The organism is Rhodococcus sp. HNM0563 (genome assembly GCF_012726195.1).
In the GTDB taxonomy this organism is placed as follows: Bacteria; Actinomycetota; Actinomycetes; order Mycobacteriales; family Mycobacteriaceae; genus Rhodococcus.
The window spans coordinates 129662-152101 of the sequence record NZ_JAASAF010000009.1 but is presented as its reverse complement, the minus strand read 5'-3'; the positions used below and the strand labels follow the sequence as shown (position 1 = coordinate 152101).

General features: G+C 65.2%; 15 protein-coding genes. 14 read left to right on the top strand and 1 reads right to left on the bottom strand.

From position 1 onward, the window contains the following. The first annotated feature begins 2 nt into the window (after positions 1-2). The 11 genes from HCA61_RS20230 to HCA61_RS20180 all read left to right on the top strand — a co-directional run bounded on the left by HCA61_RS20230 (position 3) and on the right by HCA61_RS20180 (position 17714). Positions 3-863 (top strand): ABC transporter permease, encoded by an 861-nt coding sequence (locus HCA61_RS20230; protein ID WP_169689993.1) that lies wholly within the window; start codon positions 3-5, stop codon positions 861-863. Then, a complete protein-coding gene (locus HCA61_RS20225; protein WP_169689992.1) occupies positions 860-2230 on the top strand; it encodes an MCE family protein in 1371 nt (456 codons plus the stop codon). The genes HCA61_RS20230 and HCA61_RS20225 overlap by 4 nt, the downstream gene beginning before the upstream one ends. After that, a complete protein-coding gene (locus HCA61_RS20220; RefSeq protein WP_169689991.1) occupies positions 2227-3306 on the top strand; it encodes an MCE family protein in 1080 nt (359 codons plus the stop codon). Before HCA61_RS20225 ends, HCA61_RS20220 begins: the two co-directional genes overlap by 4 nt. Further along, positions 3303-4301, top strand: coding sequence for an MCE family protein (locus tag HCA61_RS20215; protein WP_169689990.1), 999 nt, complete (start codon positions 3303-3305; stop codon positions 4299-4301). Before HCA61_RS20220 ends, HCA61_RS20215 begins: the two co-directional genes overlap by 4 nt. Then, positions 4301-5563, top strand: coding sequence for an MCE family protein (locus tag HCA61_RS20210; protein ID WP_169689989.1), 1263 nt, complete (start codon positions 4301-4303; stop codon positions 5561-5563). The genes HCA61_RS20215 and HCA61_RS20210 overlap by 1 nt, the downstream gene beginning before the upstream one ends. A gap of 29 nt (positions 5564-5592) precedes the next feature. Next, complete coding sequence (locus HCA61_RS20205) at positions 5593-6894, top strand: MCE family protein (protein WP_169690126.1); 1302 nt, start codon at positions 5593-5595, stop codon at positions 6892-6894. Continuing rightward, entirely contained in the window at positions 6891-8138 is a 1248-nt protein-coding gene (locus HCA61_RS20200) for an MlaD family protein (RefSeq protein ID WP_169689988.1), read from the top strand. The genes HCA61_RS20205 and HCA61_RS20200 overlap by 4 nt, the downstream gene beginning before the upstream one ends. Positions 8139-8185: 47 nt before the next feature. Beyond that, positions 8186-8788 carry a hypothetical protein gene (locus HCA61_RS20195; protein WP_169690125.1) on the top strand — a complete coding sequence of 201 codons (603 nt, stop codon included), beginning with the start codon at positions 8186-8188 and terminating at the stop codon, positions 8786-8788. A gap of 73 nt (positions 8789-8861) precedes the next feature. Continuing rightward, positions 8862-9761, top strand: coding sequence for a hypothetical protein (locus tag HCA61_RS20190; protein WP_169689987.1), 900 nt, complete (start codon positions 8862-8864; stop codon positions 9759-9761). Between the two features lie 359 nt (positions 9762-10120). Beyond that, positions 10121-13627: a DNA-directed RNA polymerase subunit beta gene (rpoB, locus tag HCA61_RS20185; protein ID WP_169689986.1), complete on the top strand. Its 3507-nt coding sequence runs from the start codon at positions 10121-10123 to the stop codon at positions 13625-13627. 115 nt (positions 13628-13742) lie between these two features. After that, the gene (locus HCA61_RS20180) at positions 13743-17714 is read left to right on the top strand and encodes a DNA-directed RNA polymerase subunit beta' (protein ID WP_169689985.1); all 3972 of its coding nucleotides are present in this window, start codon (positions 13743-13745) and stop codon (positions 17712-17714) included. Between the two features lie 162 nt (positions 17715-17876). On the opposite strand, the gene HCA61_RS20175 is transcribed toward HCA61_RS20180, so the two are convergent. Further along, positions 17877-18368, bottom strand: a complete 492-nt coding sequence (locus HCA61_RS20175; protein WP_169690124.1) for a histidine phosphatase family protein — start codon at positions 18366-18368, stop codon at positions 17877-17879. Positions 18369-18544: 176 nt separating this feature from the next. On the opposite strand from HCA61_RS20175, the gene HCA61_RS20170 reads away from it, so the two are divergent. The 3 genes from HCA61_RS20170 (at position 18545) to HCA61_RS20160 (ending at position 22438) form a co-directional block, all read left to right on the top strand. Then, positions 18545-20224 (top strand): FAD-dependent oxidoreductase, encoded by a 1680-nt coding sequence (locus HCA61_RS20170; protein WP_169690123.1) that lies wholly within the window; start codon positions 18545-18547, stop codon positions 20222-20224. Between the two features lie 151 nt (positions 20225-20375). Next, positions 20376-21896, top strand: coding sequence for a DHA2 family efflux MFS transporter permease subunit (locus HCA61_RS20165; RefSeq protein ID WP_169689984.1), 1521 nt, complete (start codon positions 20376-20378; stop codon positions 21894-21896). A 101-nt stretch (positions 21897-21997) separates the two neighbouring features. Then, the gene (locus HCA61_RS20160; RefSeq protein WP_169689983.1) at positions 21998-22438 is read left to right on the top strand and encodes a Rieske (2Fe-2S) protein; all 441 of its coding nucleotides are present in this window, start codon (positions 21998-22000) and stop codon (positions 22436-22438) included. The last annotated feature ends 2 nt before the right edge of the window (positions 22439-22440 follow it).

The window sequence follows — 22440 nt, the reverse complement described above, 5'->3', positions numbered from 1 at the left end:
CGATGACAATCGCCAAGGGGCGCGGAGATCTCGTTCTGATCCGTGGCCGGAAAGTGCTGCGCGCACCACTGAACATGCTCGACCGCGCGGGCGAGCAGATGTCGTTCTACGCACGGGCGGTGGGATGGATTCCCCGCACCGTCACGCACTACCGCAAGGAAGTGCTCCGGCTTCTCGCCGAGGTCACCTTCGGCAGCGGTGCGCTTGCTGTGATCGGCGGGACCATCGGCGTGATCGCGATGATGTCCGGGTTCACCGGCGTCGTCGTGGGTCTGCAGGGCTACGCGGCACTCGAACAGCTGGGGTCGTCGGTACTCACCGGCTTCTTGTCCGCCTACGTCAACACCCGTGAGCTTGCGCCGATCGTGGCGGCCCTCGCGTTGTCCGCCACCGTGGGTTGTGGCTTCACCGCCCAGCTCGGCGCGATGCGGATCAGTGAGGAAATCGACGCCCTCGAAGTGATGGCGGTTCCGTCGGTGCCGTTTCTCGTGACCACCAGGATGATCGCCGGATTCATTGCTGTCATCCCGCTGTACATCGTCGGTCTGCTCGCCGCGTATCTGATGACGAGAGTGATCAGCACCCTGTTCAACGGGCAGTCTCCGGGGTCCTATGACCACTACTTCAATTTGTTCCTGCCGCCGGAGGACGTGCTCTATTCGTTCGCCAAGGTCCTGGTGTTCGCGTTCGTACTGATCCTCATCCACTGCTACTACGGATTCCACGCGAGTGGAGGCCCGGCGGGCGTCGGCGTGGCCGTGGGGCGGGCGGTACGGACCGCAATCGTCACGATCGCGGTTCTCGACTTCTTCCTCAGTCTCGCGATCTGGGGCACGAGCACGACGGTGAGGGTGGCCGGATGAGCGACACTTCGGTCTTGCGGCGGCGCACGCTCGGATTGGTGTTCTTCCTCGTCCTGGCGCTGTTCATCGCAGGCACGATCGCGCTGTACAACAAGACGTTCAAGAAGGTCGTCGAGGTCGAACTCATCACGGACAGCGTCGGCAACGCCCTGCCCAAGAACGCCGACGTCAAGGTGCGCGGTGTGATCGTGGGAGAGGTGCGCTCGACGAGCGCCGAGGGTGATCAGGTCACTGCGCACCTCGCGATCGAGCCCGAGAAAGCCGAGCTCATTCCGGCCAACGCGACCGGGCAGCTGCTACCCAAGACGCTTTTCGGGGAGCGCTACATCTCTCTGATGATCCCGGCCGATCCCGGACGTGCGCTGCAGGCAGGTGACGTCCTGGTACAGGACACCAGCGAGAAGACCGCCGAGCTGGGGGAGGTACTCGACGGCCTGCTGCCCCTCCTGCAGGCGATACCCCCGCAGGATCTGGCGAACACACTGGGTGCACTCGCGCAGGGCTTGAGCGGACGCGGCGAGACCCTCGGCCGGACGGTCGACAACCTCGAGCGGATATTCCGAGAGGTCAACGTGGAACTACCTACGCTGCAGGAAGACCTGCGCGGCCTCGCCGATTTCACACAGACCTACTCCGAAGCAGCCCCGGATCTCATCAACGCGCTCGACAACCTCCGGACCACCGGTGCGACGATCGTCGAGGAGCAGAACCAGATCCAGACCCTGCTGGCCACCGCGACCGGCGCGTCCGCATCGACCGCAGATTTCCTCCAGACCAATGCGAACTCCCTGATCAGTATCTCCGCGGATTCGAAGGAAGCATTGCAGTTGCTCGCTCGGTACTCGCCGTCGTTCCAGTGCACGTTCCGGGGCTTCGCCGAAGCCAAGCCCGCCGCGGTGGAACTGCTTGCCGCCGACGACCCGTTCCCTGCCGCGCGCGCGAATATCCAGTTCACCAATCCCAAGGGACGCTACCTGCCGAATCAGGACGAACCGCGCATGCTCGACACCCGTGGTCCGGCCTGCTACGACCAGGTGACGGAGCCGGGTAGACATTTCCCGCAGTATCCCGGCGGCTCGATCAACGACGGTTCCTATCAGGTTCCCTCGCGCAATCCGGGCCCCGCCTCGATCCCGATGTTCCCGGCCCCCGAAGGCTCGGGGGTGCCCGACGACGTGGGCACCATCATCGGACTTTCGGGTTCGGACTCCGCGACCCCGGTCTCGTACGAAGGTTCACGTGCCGAGCAGGACACCCTCGACGTGATCTACGGCCAGGCCACCGGTATCGCACCGCAGGATGTCCCGGCGTGGACGACGCGGCTGGGCGCTCCTGCGCTCCGCGGCGCGGAGGTGAGCTTCCAGTGAGGGGTCTTGCTGCACCGCTGACCAAACTGATCGTGTTCGCCGTGGTCACCATCTTCGCGACCGGTGTCCTCGCGGCCACCATCGCGAGCGTCGGAGGGACCGGAGGAACGAAGTTCCACGCCGTGTTCTCCGACGTCACCTCACTCAACGAGGGCGACGATGTGCGCATCGCCGGTGTGAAGGTCGGGCAGGTGAACGAGATCTCGATCGTGAACGAGCGTGAGGCCCGCGTGACGTTCTCCCTCGATCAACGCGACTGGCTTCCCTCGACATCGACCGCAGCCCTGCGTTTCCGCAATCTGGTCGGCCAGCGATACATCGCGCTGGGACAAGGCGAGGGTGACCAGGGGCAGCGCATGACCGAAGGGGAGACCATTCCCATCGAACGGACGCGGCCTGCCGTCAACCTCACCACGCTGTTCGACGGATTCCGTCCACTGTTCCAGACGCTGAGCGCCGACGACGTCAACAAACTGTCGTTCCAGATCATCCAGGTGTTCCAAGGCGAAACAGGAACCATCGACGATCTCGTGCGCAGCACTGCAAGTCTGACGAACACGATCGCCGACAAGGACGCGGTGATCGGTGCCGTCATCGACAACCTGAACACCGTCCTCACCACGATCGACGAGCGGGACGAACAACTCGACTCGCTCCTGGTGAACACCCAGGCGCTCGTCAGCGGGCTGGCCGCGGACCGCGACACGGTGGGTTCGTCGGTGCAGTCCCTCGCGGGCCTGACCGATGCGGTGGCGGACGTGCTGGAGCCGACGCGCTCGTCGGTCACCCAGTCGATCACCGCTCTGAACGAGCTGACCGGCAACCTCAACGCGAACAGCGGTGAGGTGAACGATGTGCTCGCCAACCTGCCCGTCAAGCTCGAGAAACTCGGCCGTGTCGCCAGCTACGGGTCGTGGTTCCAGTTCTACCTGTGCGGTATCGACATCATCGCCGGGCCCGGTTCGGTGCCGTACCTGAATCTCCCCACGGGGCTACCCACCGTGAACCAGCCCATCTATACGAATGCGGCGCAGCGATGCACGCAGGAGGGGATGCAGGAGTTGCAGGGACGATGAGCAAACGCCGCAGTCCGGCAGCCGCCGGTGCCCTGGGCATCGTCGTGATTCTGCTGGCGACACTGTCCGCATTCTTCCTCGATTCGTTGCCGATCATCGGCGCCGGAGCGACCTACAAGGCCGAGTTCAGCGAGGCAGCAGGACTCAAGCCCACCAACGAGGTGCGCATCGCGGGCGTCAAGGTGGGCACGGTCAGTGCCGTCGAACTCGAAGGGGATCGCGTCGTCGTGTCCTTCCGGGTCCAGGACGCGTGGGTGGGAGACAACACGTCGGCCTCGATCCAGATCAAGACGATCCTGGGGCAGAAGTATCTCGCGTTGAATCCGAGCGGCGCCGAGGTCCTCGACCCGGACGATCGGATTCCGCTCGACCGCACAGTCTCGCCGTACGACGTGATCGAGGCGTTCTCGTCTGCAGCCACGACGCTCGGCGACATCGACTCCGACCAGCTTGCAACGAGTTTCGAGACGCTGGCTGGCGCGTTCTCCGAGACCCCCGACGACATCCGCGCGTCACTCGACGGTGTGAGCAGGCTGTCGGAGACGATCGCGAGCCGCGACAAGGAACTCAAGCGGCTGCTCGAAGCCACGGGCAACGTGTCGCAGATTCTCGCCGACCGGAACACCGAGTTCAATCGTCTGCTCAGCGACGGGGCCCTGCTGATCACCGAACTCAACAACCGTCAGCAGGCGATCTCGCAACTGCTCGCCGGGACCAAGCGGCTCTCGACGGAACTCTCGGCCCTCGTGGTCGAAAACCAGGAACAGATCGGTCCCGCCCTGGAAAACCTGCGTGGCGTCGTTCAGATCCTGCAGGACAACAACGACAACCTCGACAGGGCCATGAAGCTGTATGAGCCGTTCGTGCGCCTGTATTCCAACGTTGTCGGCAACGGGCGCTGGTTCGACCAGGTGGTCGTGAATCTGACGCCGCCCGGTCTGCCCGAGATTCCGGGATACCGCGAGCCGGGTCGCACTCTGGGAGGGGGGAACTGATGGCACACGCAGAAGGCGCCGACTCCCCGAACCGGGCAGGTCGTCGACGCATTGCGTTCGGCGCGCTCGCAGTGGTTGTGGTACTCGTGCTCGCGGGCGCCCTGTGGTGGGTGTTCACCCGCGCTGGAACGACGACGGTCACTGCCTATTTCGACAAGGCCGTCGGCATCTACGAGGGATCCGACGTCCGGGTCCTCGGTGTCGAGGTCGGCAGTGTCACCTCGGTCGAACCTCAGGGCGAGGTCGTCAAGGTCGACATGCGCGTCAATCGTGGGGTGGATATCCCGGCGGACGCCAGGGCAGTGCAGATCACCCCGTCCGTCGTCGCCGATCGCTACGTTCAGCTCACCCCCGCCTACTCCGGCGGTGAGACGATGAGCGACGGCGCCGTCATCGACCGGGAACGAACGGCTACCCCCGTCGAGGTCGATGAGTTGTACGCGAGCATCGACGAACTGGCGCGGGCACTCGGGCCGGAGGGCGCGAACGCCGACGGTGCGCTGACCGAATTCGTCGAGGTCGGTGCCGAGAACCTCGAAGGAAACGGTGCGGCTCTAGGTCAGAGCATCGACGAATTGTCCGCTGCCGCTCGCACACTCGACGAGTCGCGCGGTGACCTCTTCGGGACCATCGAGAACCTCCAGGTCTTCGTCAGTGCGCTCGCAGCCAACGACCAGCAGGTACGGCAGTTCAACACCCAGCTCGCCGACCTCTCCGGCTTCCTCGCCGGGGAACGCCAGAACCTCGGAGAAGCGCTCGAGCAGCTTTCCATGACGCTCGGGGACGTCACGACGTTCGTGCGCGACAACCAGGAGGCGGTCAAAGACAATGTCGACGCGCTGGTTCCTGTGACCGAGAACCTGGCGAACAATCGTCAGTCACTGGTGAACTCCCTGACGCTGCTGCCGCTCGCGGTGAGCAACCTCGTCAATTCGTACGACGCGGAATCGGGGTCGTTGTCCTCGCGCCTCGTCCTACCCGACCTGGAGGATCCGGCAGCAGTCCTCTGCAAGCTCATCGACGTGGGCCAGTTGATGCCCGGCGATCCCGAATTCGAAGCGCTCGGACGGCAGATGCAGCCCGTCATCGACCGCTGCGGCGACATCATGGGACAGATCACCGAGGACACGAGGTCACCGGATCTGATTCTTCCGTTCGGAATCATGAGCGGTGAGAACATCCAGCGGCAGGTCGTCCCGGGCACGGTGCCGGGAGTCGTGTCGCCTCGGCTGGACGTCAGCGGAGAGGGAGGCGGCCTGTGAGGCGCACGGTGGCCCATGGATGGACGAGCCTGCCGCGTGCGACGGTCGTCGGGGTGGGGGCATGTGTCGTCGCGGTGACGGTCTCCGGTTGCGGTGGTATCTACGATGTTCCGCTGCCGGGCGGGGCCGATCTCGGCGACGAGCCGATCCGGGTCAGCATCGAATTCGACGATGTCCTCGACCTGGTGCCCCAGTCGACCGTCAAGGTCGACGGTGTGCCGATGGGTCGCGTCGAGTCGATCGACGTGGCAGGGGAGGGATGGACCGCCGAGGTCGAGATCGTTCTCAACTCGGCAGCCGACCTGCCCGCGAACACGTTCGCCGTCGTCGAACAGAGCAGTCTGCTGGGCGAGAAGTTCGTGCAGCTCGCGCCGCCGTCGAACGAGCCGGCGACGGGCGAACTCGTCGACGGCGCCACCATCCCCCTCGAACGGACACGGCATGCAACCGAGATCGAACCGGTACTCGGAGCACTGTCGCTGTTGCTCAACGGTGGTGGTGTCGGGCAGCTCGCCCCGGTCATCGAAGAGCTGTCGACGGCATTCGACGGTCGGGAAGGCACCACGCGCAGCCTCATCGAGGAAGCCGAAACCCTGATCACCGGACTCGAACAGCAGCGAAACGACATCACCCGTGCGATCGATGGTCTCGATGCGTTGTCCGAGCGGGTCGCAGTGCAGAACGATCAGGTCGCGGCGATTCTCGACGACCTGCCGGTGGCGACCGAGGTGCTCGAACAGCAGCGGCCGGAACTCACGCAACTCCTGGTCCAGCTCGATCGGCTCGGAACGGTCGGGACGGACATCCTCGATCAGTCCAAGGACGATCTCATCGCCGACCTGCTCGCTCTGCGTCCGACGCTTCAGGCTCTCGCTGCGTCGGGCGACGACCTCGTACAGTCCCTGTCGTTCGTCCCGACGGTGCCGTTCCCGGACAGTGTCGAGGACATCATCGTCGGTGGTTCGATGAACCTGTTCCTCATCGTCGACCTGCAGATCGGCGACGCACTCGCCTCGCTCGGTGTGGGGCAGGGCGAGCCGGTCTACCGGCAGCCGAAATTCGGAAACCCGAAGCCGGTCGTCGACCCGTCCAATCCCTACTACAACGGAAACGGGCCGCACGTGGGATGGCCGACAGTGTCCTTGCTGCCGGTACTGCCGGCCCCGACGTTGCCCGACCTCCTGACCCTTCCCGAAGGTGTCGCGCTGCCGGAGGGCGTCGAAATTCCCGGTGTCGGTGAGGCCGGCGGAAACCGCGCGCCCGCACCGGCCCCGCCGCCCAACCCGCTCGAAGGCTTGATGGATCAGCTCGGAATCGGGGGTGGCCGATGAGATCACGACTGGTGAGGATTCAGCTCGTGGCATTCGTCGTCATCGCGCTGCTCGGCGTGGTGTTCGTGGGGGCCCGTTACGTCCGGCTGGACAATCTCATGGGCTTCGGCCAGTACACCGTCAACGCCCGATTCCCCAGTTCGGGCGGTGTATTCAAGAACGCGGAAGTCACCTACCGAGGGGTGCCGGTGGGCCGGGTGGGCAACCTCTCGCTGACCAGCGACGGCATCGACGTCGAACTGAAACTCGACGACGGAGGACCGGACATCCCCGCATCGGCTCAGGCCGTGGTCGCGAACCGATCGGCGATCGGCGAGCAGTACGTCGATCTGCGCCCACCCACGGACGAAGGTCCTTATCTCGTCGACGGTTCGATCATCGAGTCGACTGCCGACGACCTCCCGGTGCCCGTCGAGGACCTGCTTGTGAGCACCAACGAACTGACCCGGTCGGTGCCGACGGATGCACTGCACACGGTGGTCACCGAACTCGGCGACGCGTTCGACGGCCGCGGCGACGAACTGCAGGTGCTCGTCGATTCGCTCGCACGGCTCAGTGACTCGGGCGTCGAATACCTGCCGCAGACGGTCACGTTGATCCGCGACAGCAGGACCGTGCTCGACACCCAGTCCGAGCAGTCGTCTGCAATCGAGCAGTTCAGCTCCGATCTCGACCTGATCACTGCCCAGCTGCGCGACAGCGACCCCGACATCCGGCGGCTCATCGAGACCGGAACCACCGCGAGCGATGAGCTGAACCGCTTGATCGCGGATTCGGGACCTGGCCTGACCGCGGACTTGACCAACCTCGCTGCGCTCGGCGAGACTCTCGCACCTCAGGCCATTGCACTGCAGCCACTGCTCGCATTCCTTCCTGCTGTGGCGGCCAGCGCCGGTACCGTGGCCCCGGGCGACGGTACGGTGAGGCAGGGGATCGTGCTGGAGACGAACAATCCGCCATCGTGCACCCTCGGCTACGAGGGGACGTACGAGATCATCGAGCAGATGCGTGCGGAGAACCCGAACTTCGACGATCACGCACAGGACTTCCCGTTCAACACGGAAGCTTCCTGCGCTGCACCACAGGGCAGCGTGACTGGTGTACGCAGCGCGGACCGGATCGTGTTCGCCGACCCCGCGACCATCCAGCCGTGGGATTTCACGCCGAAGAAGGATCCCGACAAGCTCAATCTGAATCCGGTGGCGACGCAGCTGGCGCCGCTTCTCGGAGTCACCCCGAAGTGAGCAGTGAGTAGGTTAGTGGAGTGAGAGCAAGAACCGTCGCCCTTTCGATAGTGAGCGCGCTGGCGGTGGTCGCCCTCGTGGCCGCCGCGTGGTTCGGATTCGGCTGGGCGAAGGCACTGATCGTCGATCGTTCGGTGGCCGACACGCGCGACGCCGCGCTGACGGGTGCCTTCCAAGCGGCCATCAACCTCAACAGTGTCGATGCACAGAATGTCGACGCGTCGCTCGACAACATGCGTTCGTCGATCACCGGAGACGCGTTGCTGAACGATCTCGCCGCGACGGAGCAGCAGATCCGCGACCAGGTGGCCGCGACGGGAACCAGCATGTCGGCGGAGGTGCTCTTCGGGTCGCTGACCGAACTGAACACCGACGACGATCAGGCGAAAGCGCTCGTCGTGCTCGCGGTGCGCACGACCACCCCGGAGTACTTCACGGTCAACAAGGTCTCGGTGAACGCCTCGATGGTGAAGGACGGCGACGTCTGGAAAGCGGTGACGATCGAGCCTCTCGGTTCGGTCGGCATGGAAGAGGGCCCTGCTCCGGGTGCACAGCCGGAACCGGAGGGGGCTGCACCCGCAGAATCTGCACCTCCGGAATCCGCACCCGCGGAGCAGGCTCCCGCGCCGGATGGTGCCGCGACACCGTGATCTGCAAGAACGTTTCGACCAGCAGTGACGGCTCGAACGACAGTAGTAGCGAGCCGACGAAGGAGAACGCCTAGTGCCACCGCAGCGACGCAACCCCGGGCCGCCGCGCCGTCGACCCAAGATCGCCGGTGCGTCCCGTCCGAGGACCGAGTCGAGCGCAGGTCCGGTCATCCCCGGCCCAGTTTCTTCGAGTAGCGAATCCGATCGGGTCGAGCCGGTCGGCTCGACCGGTGCGGTCACCGACAGGTCCGACAGTGCGGCAGGCTCCGGCCAGTCGAACGGCGTCGACGAGAGAGTCGACGAGAGAACCGCGATCGATGCGGTCGATTCCGAAGGGACCCCTGCCCCGGCAACAGACGAGACGCCGGCAACAGTCGAGACCCCGGGAACGGATGAGACACGGTCGCCGGCCGACGACCGGCCGCATCCCACCCCTGCGCTCGATTCCGAACCCGAGCTCCCGGCCGGCGACGTGCAACGGCCGAAGTCGAGTTGGATGCCGGTGCTCGTCGTGGCTCTGGTCGCGGTCGTGTTGGGCGCGCTCGCCGTGGTCGCAGCTTTCCGTCCCGGAGCGTCCGACAGCAATATCGCGTGGGTCGACCAGGCGGAGACGGCTGCGGTGACCGAGGCTGCCGCGCACGCGATCGAGGCGATGCACGGGTACAACTTCGAGACCATCGACGAGGATTTCGCCGAGATACGCGAACTGCTCACAGACGAGCGCCGCGCGGAGTTCGACTCGACCGCCCAGGTCACCAAGGACGCCGCGGTACAGACCCGCACCGTGACGGAGGTGAATGTCGCGCACATCGGCGCACGGATGATCGACGAGGCCCACGCCGAGGTCGCTGCGTACATCAACGTCAGCGCGACCGGCGACGGAGTGGCACAGGGGAGTGCGGCAGCGCCGTTGTTGGTGCGGATGGAGAAGGCGGATGGCCGTTGGCTGGTCTCGGAGATCCGCGATCAGTAGAGGCGTCGAGTTCGGGGCGATCGCGTTGCGGGTGTGACGCCGGAGGCCGATGACTCTTGACGAGAACGACGTGAGACGTCACTCTATCGGTACGCCTGTGCGATACCGACCCCGCAATGTCGCCTCCAGGTTTCTTTGAGGCACCCCCGTGGACATTTCCGTGTGTTCGGTGTAAGTTGGTTCTTTGCGCTGGCTGCCTCCTGTCCACCCCTTGACCTGTGAGCCCGTGAATCGTTCGCCGAGAGCGACTTCATCGGATTCTTCGGCTGGGTTTCAGTTCGGGTTGCGACCAGCCGAAACGCCCCACATGAAGAAGCAGGTACAGCGGCGGTCGCACCGGTTGGAGCGACCCGCGTGAGGTGCTGGAAGGACGCATCTTGGCAGTCTCTAGCCAGACCAAGGCAGTTGCCGGAATCCCCGGAGCCCCGAAGAGGGTTTCGTTCGCGAAAATTCGCGAACCCCTCGAAGTTCCCGGGCTCCTCGATCTACAGACAGATTCCTTCGAATGGTTGATCGGGTCGGAGCGCTGGCGCGCGAAGGCTGCTGATCGTGGTGACGGCAGCGTCGCCGGTGGTCTCGAAGAGATCCTCGCCGAGCTCTCGCCGATCGAGGACTTCTCGGGCTCGATGTCCCTTTCCTTCTCCGATCCACGCTTCGACGAGGTCAAGGCCTCCGTCGAGGAGTGCAAGGACAAGGACATGACGTACGCGGCTCCGCTGTTCGTCACGGCCGAGTTCATCAACAACAACACCGGTGAGATCAAGAGCCAGACGGTCTTCATGGGTGACTTCCCGATGATGACCGACAAGGGCACGTTCATCATCAACGGCACCGAGCGTGTCGTCGTGTCGCAGCTCGTGCGTTCGCCCGGTGTGTACTTCGACAAGTCCGTCGACAAGAGCACCGAGAAGGACCTGCACAGCGTCAAGGTCATCCCCGGTCGCGGTGCATGGCTCGAGTTCGACGTCGACAAGCGCGACACCGTGGGTGTGCGCATCGATCGCAAGCGCCGTCAGCCCGTCACCGTGCTGCTCAAGGCACTCGGCTGGTCCACCGAGCAGATCGTGGAGCGCTTCGGCTTCTCCGAGATCATGATGTCCACGCTCGAGAAGGACAACACCGCAGGCACCGACGAGGCGCTCCTCGACATCTACCGCAAGCTTCGTCCGGGCGAGCCGCCGACGAAGGAGAGCGCACAGACGCTCCTCGAGAATCTGTTCTTCAAGGACAAGCGCTACGACCTGGCGCGTGTGGGCCGTTACAAGATCAACAAGAAGCTGGGTCTGAACACCGGCCAGCCGATCGAGGCGTCGACCCTCACCGAGGAAGACATCGTCGCGACCATCGAGTACCTCGTGCGCCTGCACGCGGGTGAGAACTGGATGACCGCTCCGGGCGGTGTCGAGGTTCCGGTCGAGGTCGACGATATCGATCACTTCGGTAACCGTCGCCTGCGTACCGTCGGCGAACTGATCCAGAACCAGATCCGCGTGGGCCTGTCCCGCATGGAGCGCGTCGTTCGTGAGCGCATGACGACCCAGGACGTCGAGGCGATCACGCCGCAGACCCTGATCAACATCCGTCCTGTCGTGGCCGCGATCAAGGAGTTCTTCGGAACTTCGCAGCTGTCGCAGTTCATGGACCAGAACAACCCGCTGTCGGGCCTGACGCACAAGCGTCGCCTCTCGGCGCTCGGCCCCGGCGGTCTGTCGCGTGAGCGCGCCGGCCTCGAGGTCCGCGACGTCCACCCGTCGCATTACGGCCGCATGTGCCCGATCGAGACCCCTGAAGGCCCGAACATCGGCCTGATCGGTTCGCTGTCGGTGTACGCGCGGGTCAACCCGTTCGGTTTCATCGAGACCCCGTACCGCAGGGTCGTCGACGGTGTCGTCACCGATCAGGTCGACTACCTCACGGCAGACGAAGAGGACCGCTTCCTCATCGCGCAGGCGAACTCGCCGATCAGCGCGGACAATACGTTCGCCGAGGATCGCGTGCTCGTCCGTAAGAAGGGCGCGGAGATCGAGTACGTCGGTGCCGACTCCGTCGAGTACATGGACGTCTCACCGCGGCAGATGGTGTCCGTCGCGACGGCCATGATCCCGTTCCTCGAGCACGACGACGCCAACCGTGCCCTCATGGGCGCGAACATGCAGCGTCAGGCCGTTCCCCTGATCCGCAGCGAGGCCCCGGTCGTCGGTACCGGCATGGAGCTGCGTGCCGCAGTGGACGCCGGCGACGTCATCGTCACCGAGAAACCCGGCGTGGTCGAGGAGGTGTCGGCCGACTTCATCACGGTGATGGCCGACGACGGCACCCGCCGCACCTATCGTCTGCGCAAGTTCGACCGGTCCAACCAGGGCACCTGCTCGAACCAGCGTCCGATCATCGACGAAGGCCAGCGTGTCGAGGCCGGCCAGGTCCTGGCCGACGGGCCCTGCACCGAGAACGGTGAGATGGCGCTGGGCAAGAACCTGCTCCTCGCGATCATGCCGTGGGAAGGCCACAACTACGAGGACGCGATCATTCTGTCGCAGCGCCTCGTGGAAGAGGACGTCCTGACCTCGATCCACATCGAGGAGCACGAGATCGATGCCCGCGACACCAAGCTCGGTGCCGAGGAGATCACCCGCGACATCCCGAACGTCTCGGACGAGGTCCTCGCCGACCTCGACGAGCGCGGCATCGTCCGTATCGGTGCCGAGGTTCGCGACGGCGACATCCTGGTCGGCAAGGTCACCCCGAAGGGCGAGACCGAGCTCACCCCCGAAGAGCGTCTGCTCCGCGCGATCTTCGGTGAGAAGGCGCGCGAGGTCCGCGACACGTCGCTCAAGGTTCCTCACGGCGAGACCGGCAAGGTCATCGGCGTGCGTGTGTTCTCGCGCGAGGACGACGACGACCTGCCTCCGGGTGTCAACGAGCTCGTCCGCGTGTACGTCGCGCAGAAGCGCAAGATCCAGGACGGCGACAAGCTCGCAGGCCGCCACGGCAACAAGGGCGTCATCGGCAAGATCCTCCCGCAGGAGGACATGCCGTTCCTGCCCGACGGCACGCCCATCGACATCATCCTGAACACCCACGGTGTTCCGCGTCGTATGAACATCGGCCAGATCCTCGAGACCCACCTCGGCTGGATCGGCAAGGCCGGTTGGAACGTGCAGATCGCCGACGACGGATCGCGCCCCGACTGGGCACAGAACCTGCCCGAGGAGATGCTCGCCGCCGAGTCCGACTCGAACATCGCAACGCCGGTGTTCGACGGTGCTCGTGAAGAGGAGCTCACGGGTCTGCTGTCGTCGACGCTGCCGAACCGCGACGGTGAGGTCATGGTCGGTCCCGACGGCAAGGCGACGCTGTTCGACGGTCGTTCGGGTGAGCCGTTCCCGTACCCGGTGGCGGTCGGCTACATGTACATCATCAAGCTGCACCACTTGGTCGACGACAAGATCCACGCGCGTTCGACCGGTCCGTACTCGATGATCACGCAGCAGCCGCTCGGCGGTAAGGCGCAGTTCGGTGGTCAGCGCTTCGGTGAGATGGAGTGCTGGGCCATGCAGGCGTACGGCGCCGCATACACGCTGCAGGAGCTGCTCACCATCAAGTCCGACGACGTGGTGGGTCGCGTGAAGGTGTACGAGGCGATCGTCAAGGGCGAGAACATCCCCGAGCCCGGCATCCCCGAGTCGTTCAAGGTGCTCCTCAAGGAACTTCAGTCGCTCTGCCTCAACGTGGAGGTGCTGTCCAGCGACGGCGCTGCCATCGCCATGGCCGACAGCGACGACGAGGACCTGGAGCGGGCAGCAGCCAACCTGGGCATCAACCTTTCCCGCAACGAGTCGGCCACGGTCGACGACCTCGCGAACTAGGAGCCGAACCGATGCGGTACGCCACCGAGCCACACCGGCCGCGTACCGCATCGGGCCCCGGCAGCGATAGCGACAACTAGCAGCAACAAGGCCCGCACAGGGGAAAGGAAGTTACGTGCTCGACGTCAACTTCTTCGATGAACTCCGGATCGGTCTGGCCACCGCGGCCGACATCCGTAATTGGTCGTACGGCGAAGTCAAGAAGCCGGAGACCATCAACTACCGCACGCTCAAGCCCGAGAAGGACGGCCTCTTCTGCGAGAAGATCTTCGGCCCCACCCGGGACTGGGAGTGCTACTGCGGTAAGTACAAGCGCGTCCGCTTCAAGGGCATCATCTGCGAACGCTGTGGCGTCGAGGTGACCCGCGCCAAGGTGCGCCGTGAGCGGATGGGCCACATCGAACTGGCCGCACCCGTGACTCACATCTGGTACTTCAAGGGCGTGCCGAGCCGTCTCGGCTACCTCCTCGACCTCGCTCCGAAGGATCTCGAGAAGATCATCTACTTCGCTGCGTACGTCATCACGTCGGTCGACGACGAGCTCCGTCACAACGAGCTCTCGACGCTCGAGGCCGAGATGGAGGTCGAGAAGAAGGGCGTCGCCGATCAGCGCGACGCCGACCTCGAGGCCCGCGCGCAGAAGCTCGAAGCCGATCTGGCCGAGCTCGAGGCCGAGGGCGCCAAGTCGGATGTCCGTCGCAAGGTCAAGGACGGCGGCGAGCGCGAGATGCGTCAGCTGCGCGACCGTGCCCAGCGTGAGCTCGATCGTCTCGACGAGATCTGGACGACCTTCACGAAGCTCGCTCCCAAGCAGCTCATCGTCGACGAGCTGATCTACCGCGAGCTGCAGGACCGCTACGGCGAGTACTTCACGGGCGCGATGGGTGCAGAGGCCATCCAGAAGCTCATCGAGACCTTCGACATCGACGCCGAAGCCGAGCTGCTGCGCGAGATCATCCGCAGCGGCAAGGGGCAGAAGAAGCTGCGTGCGCTCAAGCGTCTCAAGGTCGTGGCAGCGTTCCAGCAGTCCGGCAACTCGCCGATGGGCATGGTCCTCGACGCTGTTCCGGTGATCCCGCCGGAGCTGCGCCCGATGGTGCAGCTCGACGGTGGTCGCTTCGCGACCTCCGACCTCAACGACCTGTACCGCCGCGTCATCAACCGGAACAACCGCCTCAAGCGACTGATCGACCTCGGCGCTCCCGAGATCATCGTCAACAACGAGAAGCGGATGCTCCAGGAGTCCGTCGACGCGCTGTTCGACAACGGTCGTCGTGGCCGCCCGGTGACGGGTCCGGGCAACCGCCCGCTCAAGTCGCTGTCCGATCTGCTCAAGGGCAAGCAGGGTCGTTTCCGTCAGAACCTGCTCGGTAAGCGCGTCGATTACTCGGGCCGTTCGGTCATCGTCGTCGGTCCGCAGCTCAAGCTGCACCAGTGCGGTCTGCCGAAGCTCATGGCTCTCGAGCTGTTCAAGCCGTTCGTGATGAAGCGCCTCGTGGACCTGAACCACGCGCAGAACATCAAGTCGGCCAAGCGCATGGTCGAGCGTCAGCGTCCCCAGGTGTGGGATGTCCTCGAAGAGGTCATCAATGAGCACCCGGTCCTGCTCAACCGTGCACCTACGCTGCACCGTCTCGGCATCCAGGCGTTCGAGCCGCAGCTCGTCGAGGGTAAGGCCATTCAGCTGCACCCCCTCGTGTGTGAGGCCTTCAACGCCGACTTCGACGGTGACCAGATGGCCGTGCACCTGCCGCTGTCGGCAGAGGCTCAGGCCGAGGCGCGCATCCTGATGCTGTCGTCGAACAACATCCTGTCGCCGGCATCGGGCCGTCCGCTCGCTATGCCCCGTCTGGACATGGTGACGGGCCTGTACCACCTGACACGCCTTGTCGAGGACGGCGTCGGCGCGTACAAGCCTGCATCCGGTGACGAGCCGGAGCAGGGTGTGTACTCGTCGCCGGCCGAGGCCATCATGGCTGTGGACCGGGGCGTGCTCTCGGTGCAGGCCCCCATCCGGGTGCGTCTGTCGCAGCAGCGTCCGCCGCGCGAGATCGAGAACGAACTGTTCCCCGAGGGATGGCGCTACGGCCAGGACTGGCTCGCCGAGACCACTCTCGGTCGCGTGATGTTCAACGAGCTGCTGCCGGTGAACTACGGCTTCGTCAACGACATCATGCCGAAGAAGCGTCAGGCCGGGATCATCAACGATCTCGCCGAGCGCTACCCGATGATCGTTGTCGCACAGACCGTCGACAAGCTCAAGGACGCGGGCTTCTACTGGGCCACGCGTTCGGGCGTGACGATCGCGATGTCGGACGTGCTGGTTCCGCCGGAGAAGAAGGAGATCCTCGAGCGCTACGAGGGTCAGGCCGATTCGATCCAGCGGCAGTACGACCGAGGCAAGCTGTCCGAGGACGAGCGCCGCGATTCACTCGTGAAGCTGTGGCAGGAAGCGACCGAAGAGGTCGGCCAGGTCATGGAGGCGCATTACCCGGACGACAACCCGATCCCGACGATCGTGAAGTCCGGAGCCGCGGGCAACATGACCCAGATCCGCTCGCTGGCGGGTATGAAGGGCCTGGTGACGAACCCGAAGGGCGAGTTCATTCCTCGTCCGATCAAGTCCTCGTTCCGAGAGGGCCTCACCGTCGCCGAGTACTTCATCAACACGCACGGTGCGCGTAAGGGTCTGGCCGATACCGCTCTGCGTACCGCCGACTCGGGTTACCTGACCCGTCGTCTGGTGGACGTCTCGCAGGACGTCATCGTCCGCGAGGTCGACTGTGGCACGCCGCGTGGTATCGAGATGACCATCGCCGAGCCCGAGCGTGACGCACAGGGCAACGAGACCGGCAAGCTGGTCCGCGATGCTCACATCGAGACGAGCACGTATGCCCGCACGCTGGCGACGGACGCGATCGATGCGGCAGGCAATGTCGTGGTCGAGCGTGGCTCCGACCTCGGCGATCCCGCAATCGAGGCCCTCCTCGAGGCCGGTATCCAGAAGGTCAAGGTCCGCTCGGTCCTGACCTGCGACACCGGCACCGGCGTCTGCGCGACCTGCTACGGCCGTTCGATGGCGACGGGCAAGCTCGTCGACATCGGCGAGGCCGTCGGTATCGTCGCTGCCCAGTCGATCGGTGAGCCCGGTACGCAGCTGACGATGCGTACGTTCCACCAGGGTGGTGTCGGTGAGGACATCACGGGTGGTCTGCCCCGTGTCCAGGAGCTGTTCGAAGCCCGTATCCCCAAGGGCAAGGCTCCGATCGCCGACGTCTCCGGGCGTATCCGCCTCGAGGACGACGATCGTTTCTACAAGATCACGATCGTCCCCGACGACGGTGGCGAAGAGGTCGTCTACGACAAGCTGTCGAAGCGTCAGCGTCTGCACGTCATCCGCAAGGCCGACGGCACCGAGGGCGTCCTCGGTGACGGCGACCATGTGGACGTCGGTCAGCAGCTCCTCGAAGGTGCTGCCGATCCGCACGAGGTGCTGCGCGTGATGGGTCCCCGCCAGGTTCAGATCCACTTGGTCCACGAGGTCCAGGAGGTCTACCGGAGCCAGGGTGTGTCGATCCACGACAAGCACATCGAGACCATCGTGCGTCAGATGCTGCGTCGCGTGACGATCATCGATTCGGGCGCGACGGAGTTCCTGCCCGGCTCGCTCGTCGAGCGCAGCGAGTTCGAGGCCGCGAACCGTCGTGTGGTCCAGGAAGGTGGCGAGCCGGCTGCCGGTCGCCCCGTTCTCATGGGCATCACGAAGGCGTCGCTCGCCACCGACTCGTGGCTGTCGGCGGCGTCCTTCCAGGAGACCACTCGCGTGCTGACCGACGCGGCGATCAACTGCCGCTCGGACAAGCTGATCGGTCTCAAGGAGAACGTGATCATCGGCAAGCTGATCCCCGCCGGTACCGGCATCAACAAGTACCGGAACATCCAGGTTCAGCCGACCGAGGAGGCTCGTGCCGCCGCATACGCCATCCCGGCGTACGACGACCAGTACTACTCACCGGACGGTTTCGGCCAGAACACCGGTGCTGCAGTGCCTCTGGATGACTACGGTTACTCCAACGACTACCGGTAGTTCGCTGCCGTAGTCACAAAGGTCCCGCCCTCTCTCTTCAGGGCGGGACCTTTGTGGTTTCCGGGATATGTCCGTAGGGAGCGTCGCTCAGCGTGCGGTATCGATGTGCCGCTCAGCGTGCAGTATCGATGTGCCGCTCAGCGTGCAGTGCCGATGTGCCGCTCAGCGTGCGATGTGAAAGTCCGTCAGCTCGGCGCGGCCCGGCTCGAGGTCGTCCCAGCTGCCTCGAACGGTGAGTACCGCGAGCGCTGAGGTCGGAAACTTCTCGGAGAGCTGCTGGGCGATGTCGCTGCTGTGGTCTGTGGCCAGGCTCAGAGCCGTCTCGGACAATGACGGCTCGTGCCCGACCACGAGCAAGGTGTGAATTTCCGGGTCCATCGAGCGGATCTCCGCGACAACGGCCTCGGGAGTGGCCCCGTAGAGCGCCGCGCGATAGTCGACGGGTGCGTCGATCGTCGCTTCGGCGAGGGTTTTACGCGTGCGTGTCGCGTCGGAGCACAGCACCGCGTCGATCTCAGGCAGGTTGGCTCGAATCCATCGACCGGCGAGACCTGCTTCTCGGCGGCCGCGTGGAGAGAGGGGGCGTTCGTGATCGTCCACGTCGTCCGGGTACGCGGACTTCCCGTGGCGAAGCAAGATCAGAGTGCGGGGCATCATCGCTCCACCGTAGGGGCTGCGTGCCCGAACCGGAACGGCGACGTCGGGCTTTCGACGTCGATCCGGCGGATCGGCCTTGCGGCGGGTGCGGATGCGAGACTACAGTTCAGGTAACTGTTACAGCGTGTTACATGCAAACGCGGCTGTGCCGCCCACCCTTCGAGGATCTCGCCATGGCCTACGTCATCACCCAGACGTGCTGCAACGACGCAAGCTGCGTCGCCGTCTGCCCGGTCAACTGCATTCACCCCACCCCCGACGAGCGTGAATTCGGGTCGGCGGAGATGCTGCATATCGACCCGCAGACCTGTATCGACTGTGGTGCATGTGCCGACGCATGCCCGGTCGAAGCAATCCTTCCCGACGACAAGCTCGAACCGTCCCAGGCCCGCTTCGCCGAGATCAACGCCGACTACTACCGGGCGCACCCCATGCCGGAAGGCTGGAATCCTCTCGTGCCGACACCGGCTGCGCCGCGGGATCGCGGAACGCTGCGCGTCGCGGTTGTCGGCGCCGGTCCCGCCGCCTGCTATGCGACGCAGGAACTGCTCGAGCGATCCGATGTCGAGGTCGAGATGTTCGATCGGCTGCCGACCCCGTTCGGACTGGTTCGCGCCGGCGTCGCGCCCGATCATCCCGGTACGAAGGCGGTCACCGAGTCGTTCGAGTGGTCCTTCCGTCGCGACGCTTTCGCGTTGCACCTCGACACGGAGATCGGCCGCGACCTCACCCACGCGGAACTGCTCGACCACCACCACGCGGTGGTGTACGCGGTGGGCGCCTCCGCCGACCGTCGCCTCGGCATTCCGGGCGAAGATCTCGAGGGCAGCCACGCAGCCACAGAATTCGTGGCCTGGTACAACGGCCACCCCGACTATGCGAAGCGCACCTTCGATCTGTCCGGTGAACGCGCCGTCATCGTCGGCAACGGCAACGTCGCACTCGATGTCGCCCGTATCCTCGCAATGGACGTCGAGGACCTCGCGCGCACCGACATCGCCGATCACGCCCTCGAGGCGCTGCGGCACAGCAATATCCGTGAGATCGTTCTCCTCGGCCGCAGAGGGCCTGCACAGGCCGCATACAGCAACCCCGAATTCCTCGCGCTCGGCGAGCTCGAGGGAGTGGACATCGTCATCGACGAAGCCGACCTGGAACTCGACGAGGCCGGTGAGCACGCTGTGGCGACGGACCCCGCCGTGGCGATGCGCGTGCAGCTCGCGCGTGAATACGCCGCGCGCGAGGTGCGGGAGGGCAATCGGCGCATAGTCTTCCGCTACCACGCCGTCCCCTCGGAGGTGCTCGGCGCGGACCGTGTCGACGGCGTCCGGGTCGCGCGCACCGAGATGGTGGAAGATCCCGAGGGCGCGCTCGTTGCGCGGGCGACCGATGACGTCGATGACATCGACGCGGGACTCGTCCTGCGGTCGATCGGCTATCGAGGTGTGCCGGTTCCCGATCTGCCGTTCGACGACCGGCGTGCCGTCGTCCCCAGTACCGGTGGCCGCGTCGACGTCGGTGTCTATGTCACCGGTTGGATCAAGCGCGGTCCGAGCGGTGTCATCGGCACCAACAAGGCCTGCGCCAAGGAAACCGTCGCCGCGTTGCTCGCCGACTTCGACTCGGGTCGGCTGGCAGCGCCGCGGGGCAACCGCAGGAGTCTCGGGAAGCTTCTGGCCGAGCGGCGTCCGGACCGCGTCGACCTCGACGGATGGCGGACCATCGACGCTGCGGAACGTGCCGCGGGTCGCGCGAGCGGCCGGCCACGAATCAAGATCACCGAGCGAGCCGCGCTCGTCGAACTCGGTCGCCGCCGCCGTCGACTTCCCCTGATCGGGGCCGTGCGGCGATAAATCCCTTGGGCGCGTCGGCCATCGCCGTTAGGATCGGCAAACGGTGCGCACGCGTTCCGGTATTTACCACGACCACCGGCGCTCTCTCGCGCGGGCCTGCCACCTCGATTCCAATCAGGCGGAAAGCCATTTGCATTCATCGGAGTAGCCCATGACAGCGCCACCTGCAGATTCTTCGGCCTCGGACACGAAACTCGACGCTGCAGTCCTGAAAATTGCGTCGGTGGTGGTGCTCGGTGCCATCATGTCGATCCTCGACGTCACCGTCGTCTCCGTCGCGCTTCCGACCTTCATGTCGGAATTCCAGGCGAGCTACGCGACGGTCGCATGGACGATGACCGGCTACACCCTCGCTCTCGCCAGTGTGATTCCGCTCACCGGATGGGCGGCCGATCGGTTCGGTACCAAGCGCCTCTACCTCACCGCACTCGTTCTGTTCGTGGCCGGCTCGGTTCTGTGCAGCCTCGCGTGGGATGTCACCTCGCTGATCGGATTCCGCGTCCTCCAGGGCTTCGGCGGCGGCATGCTCATGCCCCTGGGCATGACGATCATGACGCGGGCCGCGGGACCACAGCGCGTCGGTCGCGTCATGGCGGTTCTCGGTATCCCCATGCTCCTCGGTCCCATCGGCGGCCCCATCCTCGGTGGCTGGCTGATCGACGTGGCGAGCTGGCACTGGATCTTCCTCATCAACCTCCCGATCGGTGCCGTTGCGCTGCTCACGGCCTTCGTCGTGCTCCCGAAGGATTCGCCGAAGAAGTCCGAATCGTTCGACTTCGTCGGAATGCTGCTGCTGTCGCCCGGCCTGGCGCTGTTCCTGTTCGGTGTGTCGTCGCTGCCGGAGACCGGCACGGTCGCTTCGGCTCGGGTTCTCGTTCCCGGCATCGTCGGGGTCGCGCTCATCGCCGCGTTCGTGTTCCATGCGGTACGCACCGACCATCCGCTCATCGACCTGAGGTTGTTCAAGAACCGGCAGCTCACCTTTGCGGTCCTCACCATGACGGTCTTCGCGATCGGCTTCTTCGGTGCCGGCCTGCTGTTCCCGAGCTATTTCCTCCAGGTGCACGGCGAAACGACACTCATGGCCGGGTTGCTCCTCGCCCCGCAGGGACTCGGCGCGATGCTCACGATGCCCGTCGCCGGACAGCTGGTCGACCGCATCGGGCCCGGCAAGATCGTGCTGGTCGGTCTTGTGCTCATCATCGCGGGCATGTCCGTGTTCACGCAGGTCGGTGTCGACACCGGCTACCCGCTCCTGCTCGGGGCGCTGTTCGTCATGGGCATGGGCATGGGCTGCACCATGATGCCCACGATGACCGCGGCCTTGCAGACGCTCACCGATCACAGCATCGCGCGCGGCTCGACGTTGATGAACATCGTCCAGCAGGCGGCGGGCTCGATCGGCACGGCCACGATGTCCGTGATCCTCACGAGCCGGATCATCGCCCCCGACGGGGCACCGGAAGGGACGACCGGTCAACCCGACGCAGAGATGCTCGCGCAGCTTCCACCCGAGGTGCAGCAGACCGTCCTCGGCTCTCTTGCCGATGCCTTCGGCGACACATTCCTGGTGGCGACGCTCGTCATGGCGGTCGCGCTGATCCCGGCGGCCTTCCTGCCGCGCAGGAAGTCGGCGCAGCCGAGCGATCCGACTGCCGTCGCCCTGCACTGAGTCGTGCGACGAGGGCGGGGCGGTGACGTAGGTCGCGGCCCCGCCGCTGGTGCGCGGCTACGCTGAGCGGGATGTGTCAGCGACCGGAACGGACAGTGTGAATGAGTAGCGACCCCTCCTCGATGTCCCGGCGAGTCGTGTTGTCGAGCGCGGGTACCGCGGTGGCGGCGGGCGCGCTGACGGCATGCGGCGCACCGACCTCACCGGCGCCGCAGCCCACGCCTGCCGCGACCACCACCGCACCTCCAGGACCGGACGCCGAGGTTGTTGCCGCAGTTGCCGACGTGCCCGTCGGCAGTGGCGTGTTCCTGGGAGGAAAGCGACTCATCGTCACCCAGCCGACCGCCGGGGACTTCCACGCGTTCGTTGCGATCTGCACCCATCAGGGATGCAACATCACCGATGTGGAGGACGACCTGATCGTGTGCCGATGCCACGGCAGCAAGTTCGCGCTCGACGGGGCACCCGTCGAGGGGCCCGCGAAGAAACCGCTGAAGTCGCGACCTGCGGAGGCGCGAGGCACGGACGTGGTCGTCGGCTGAAG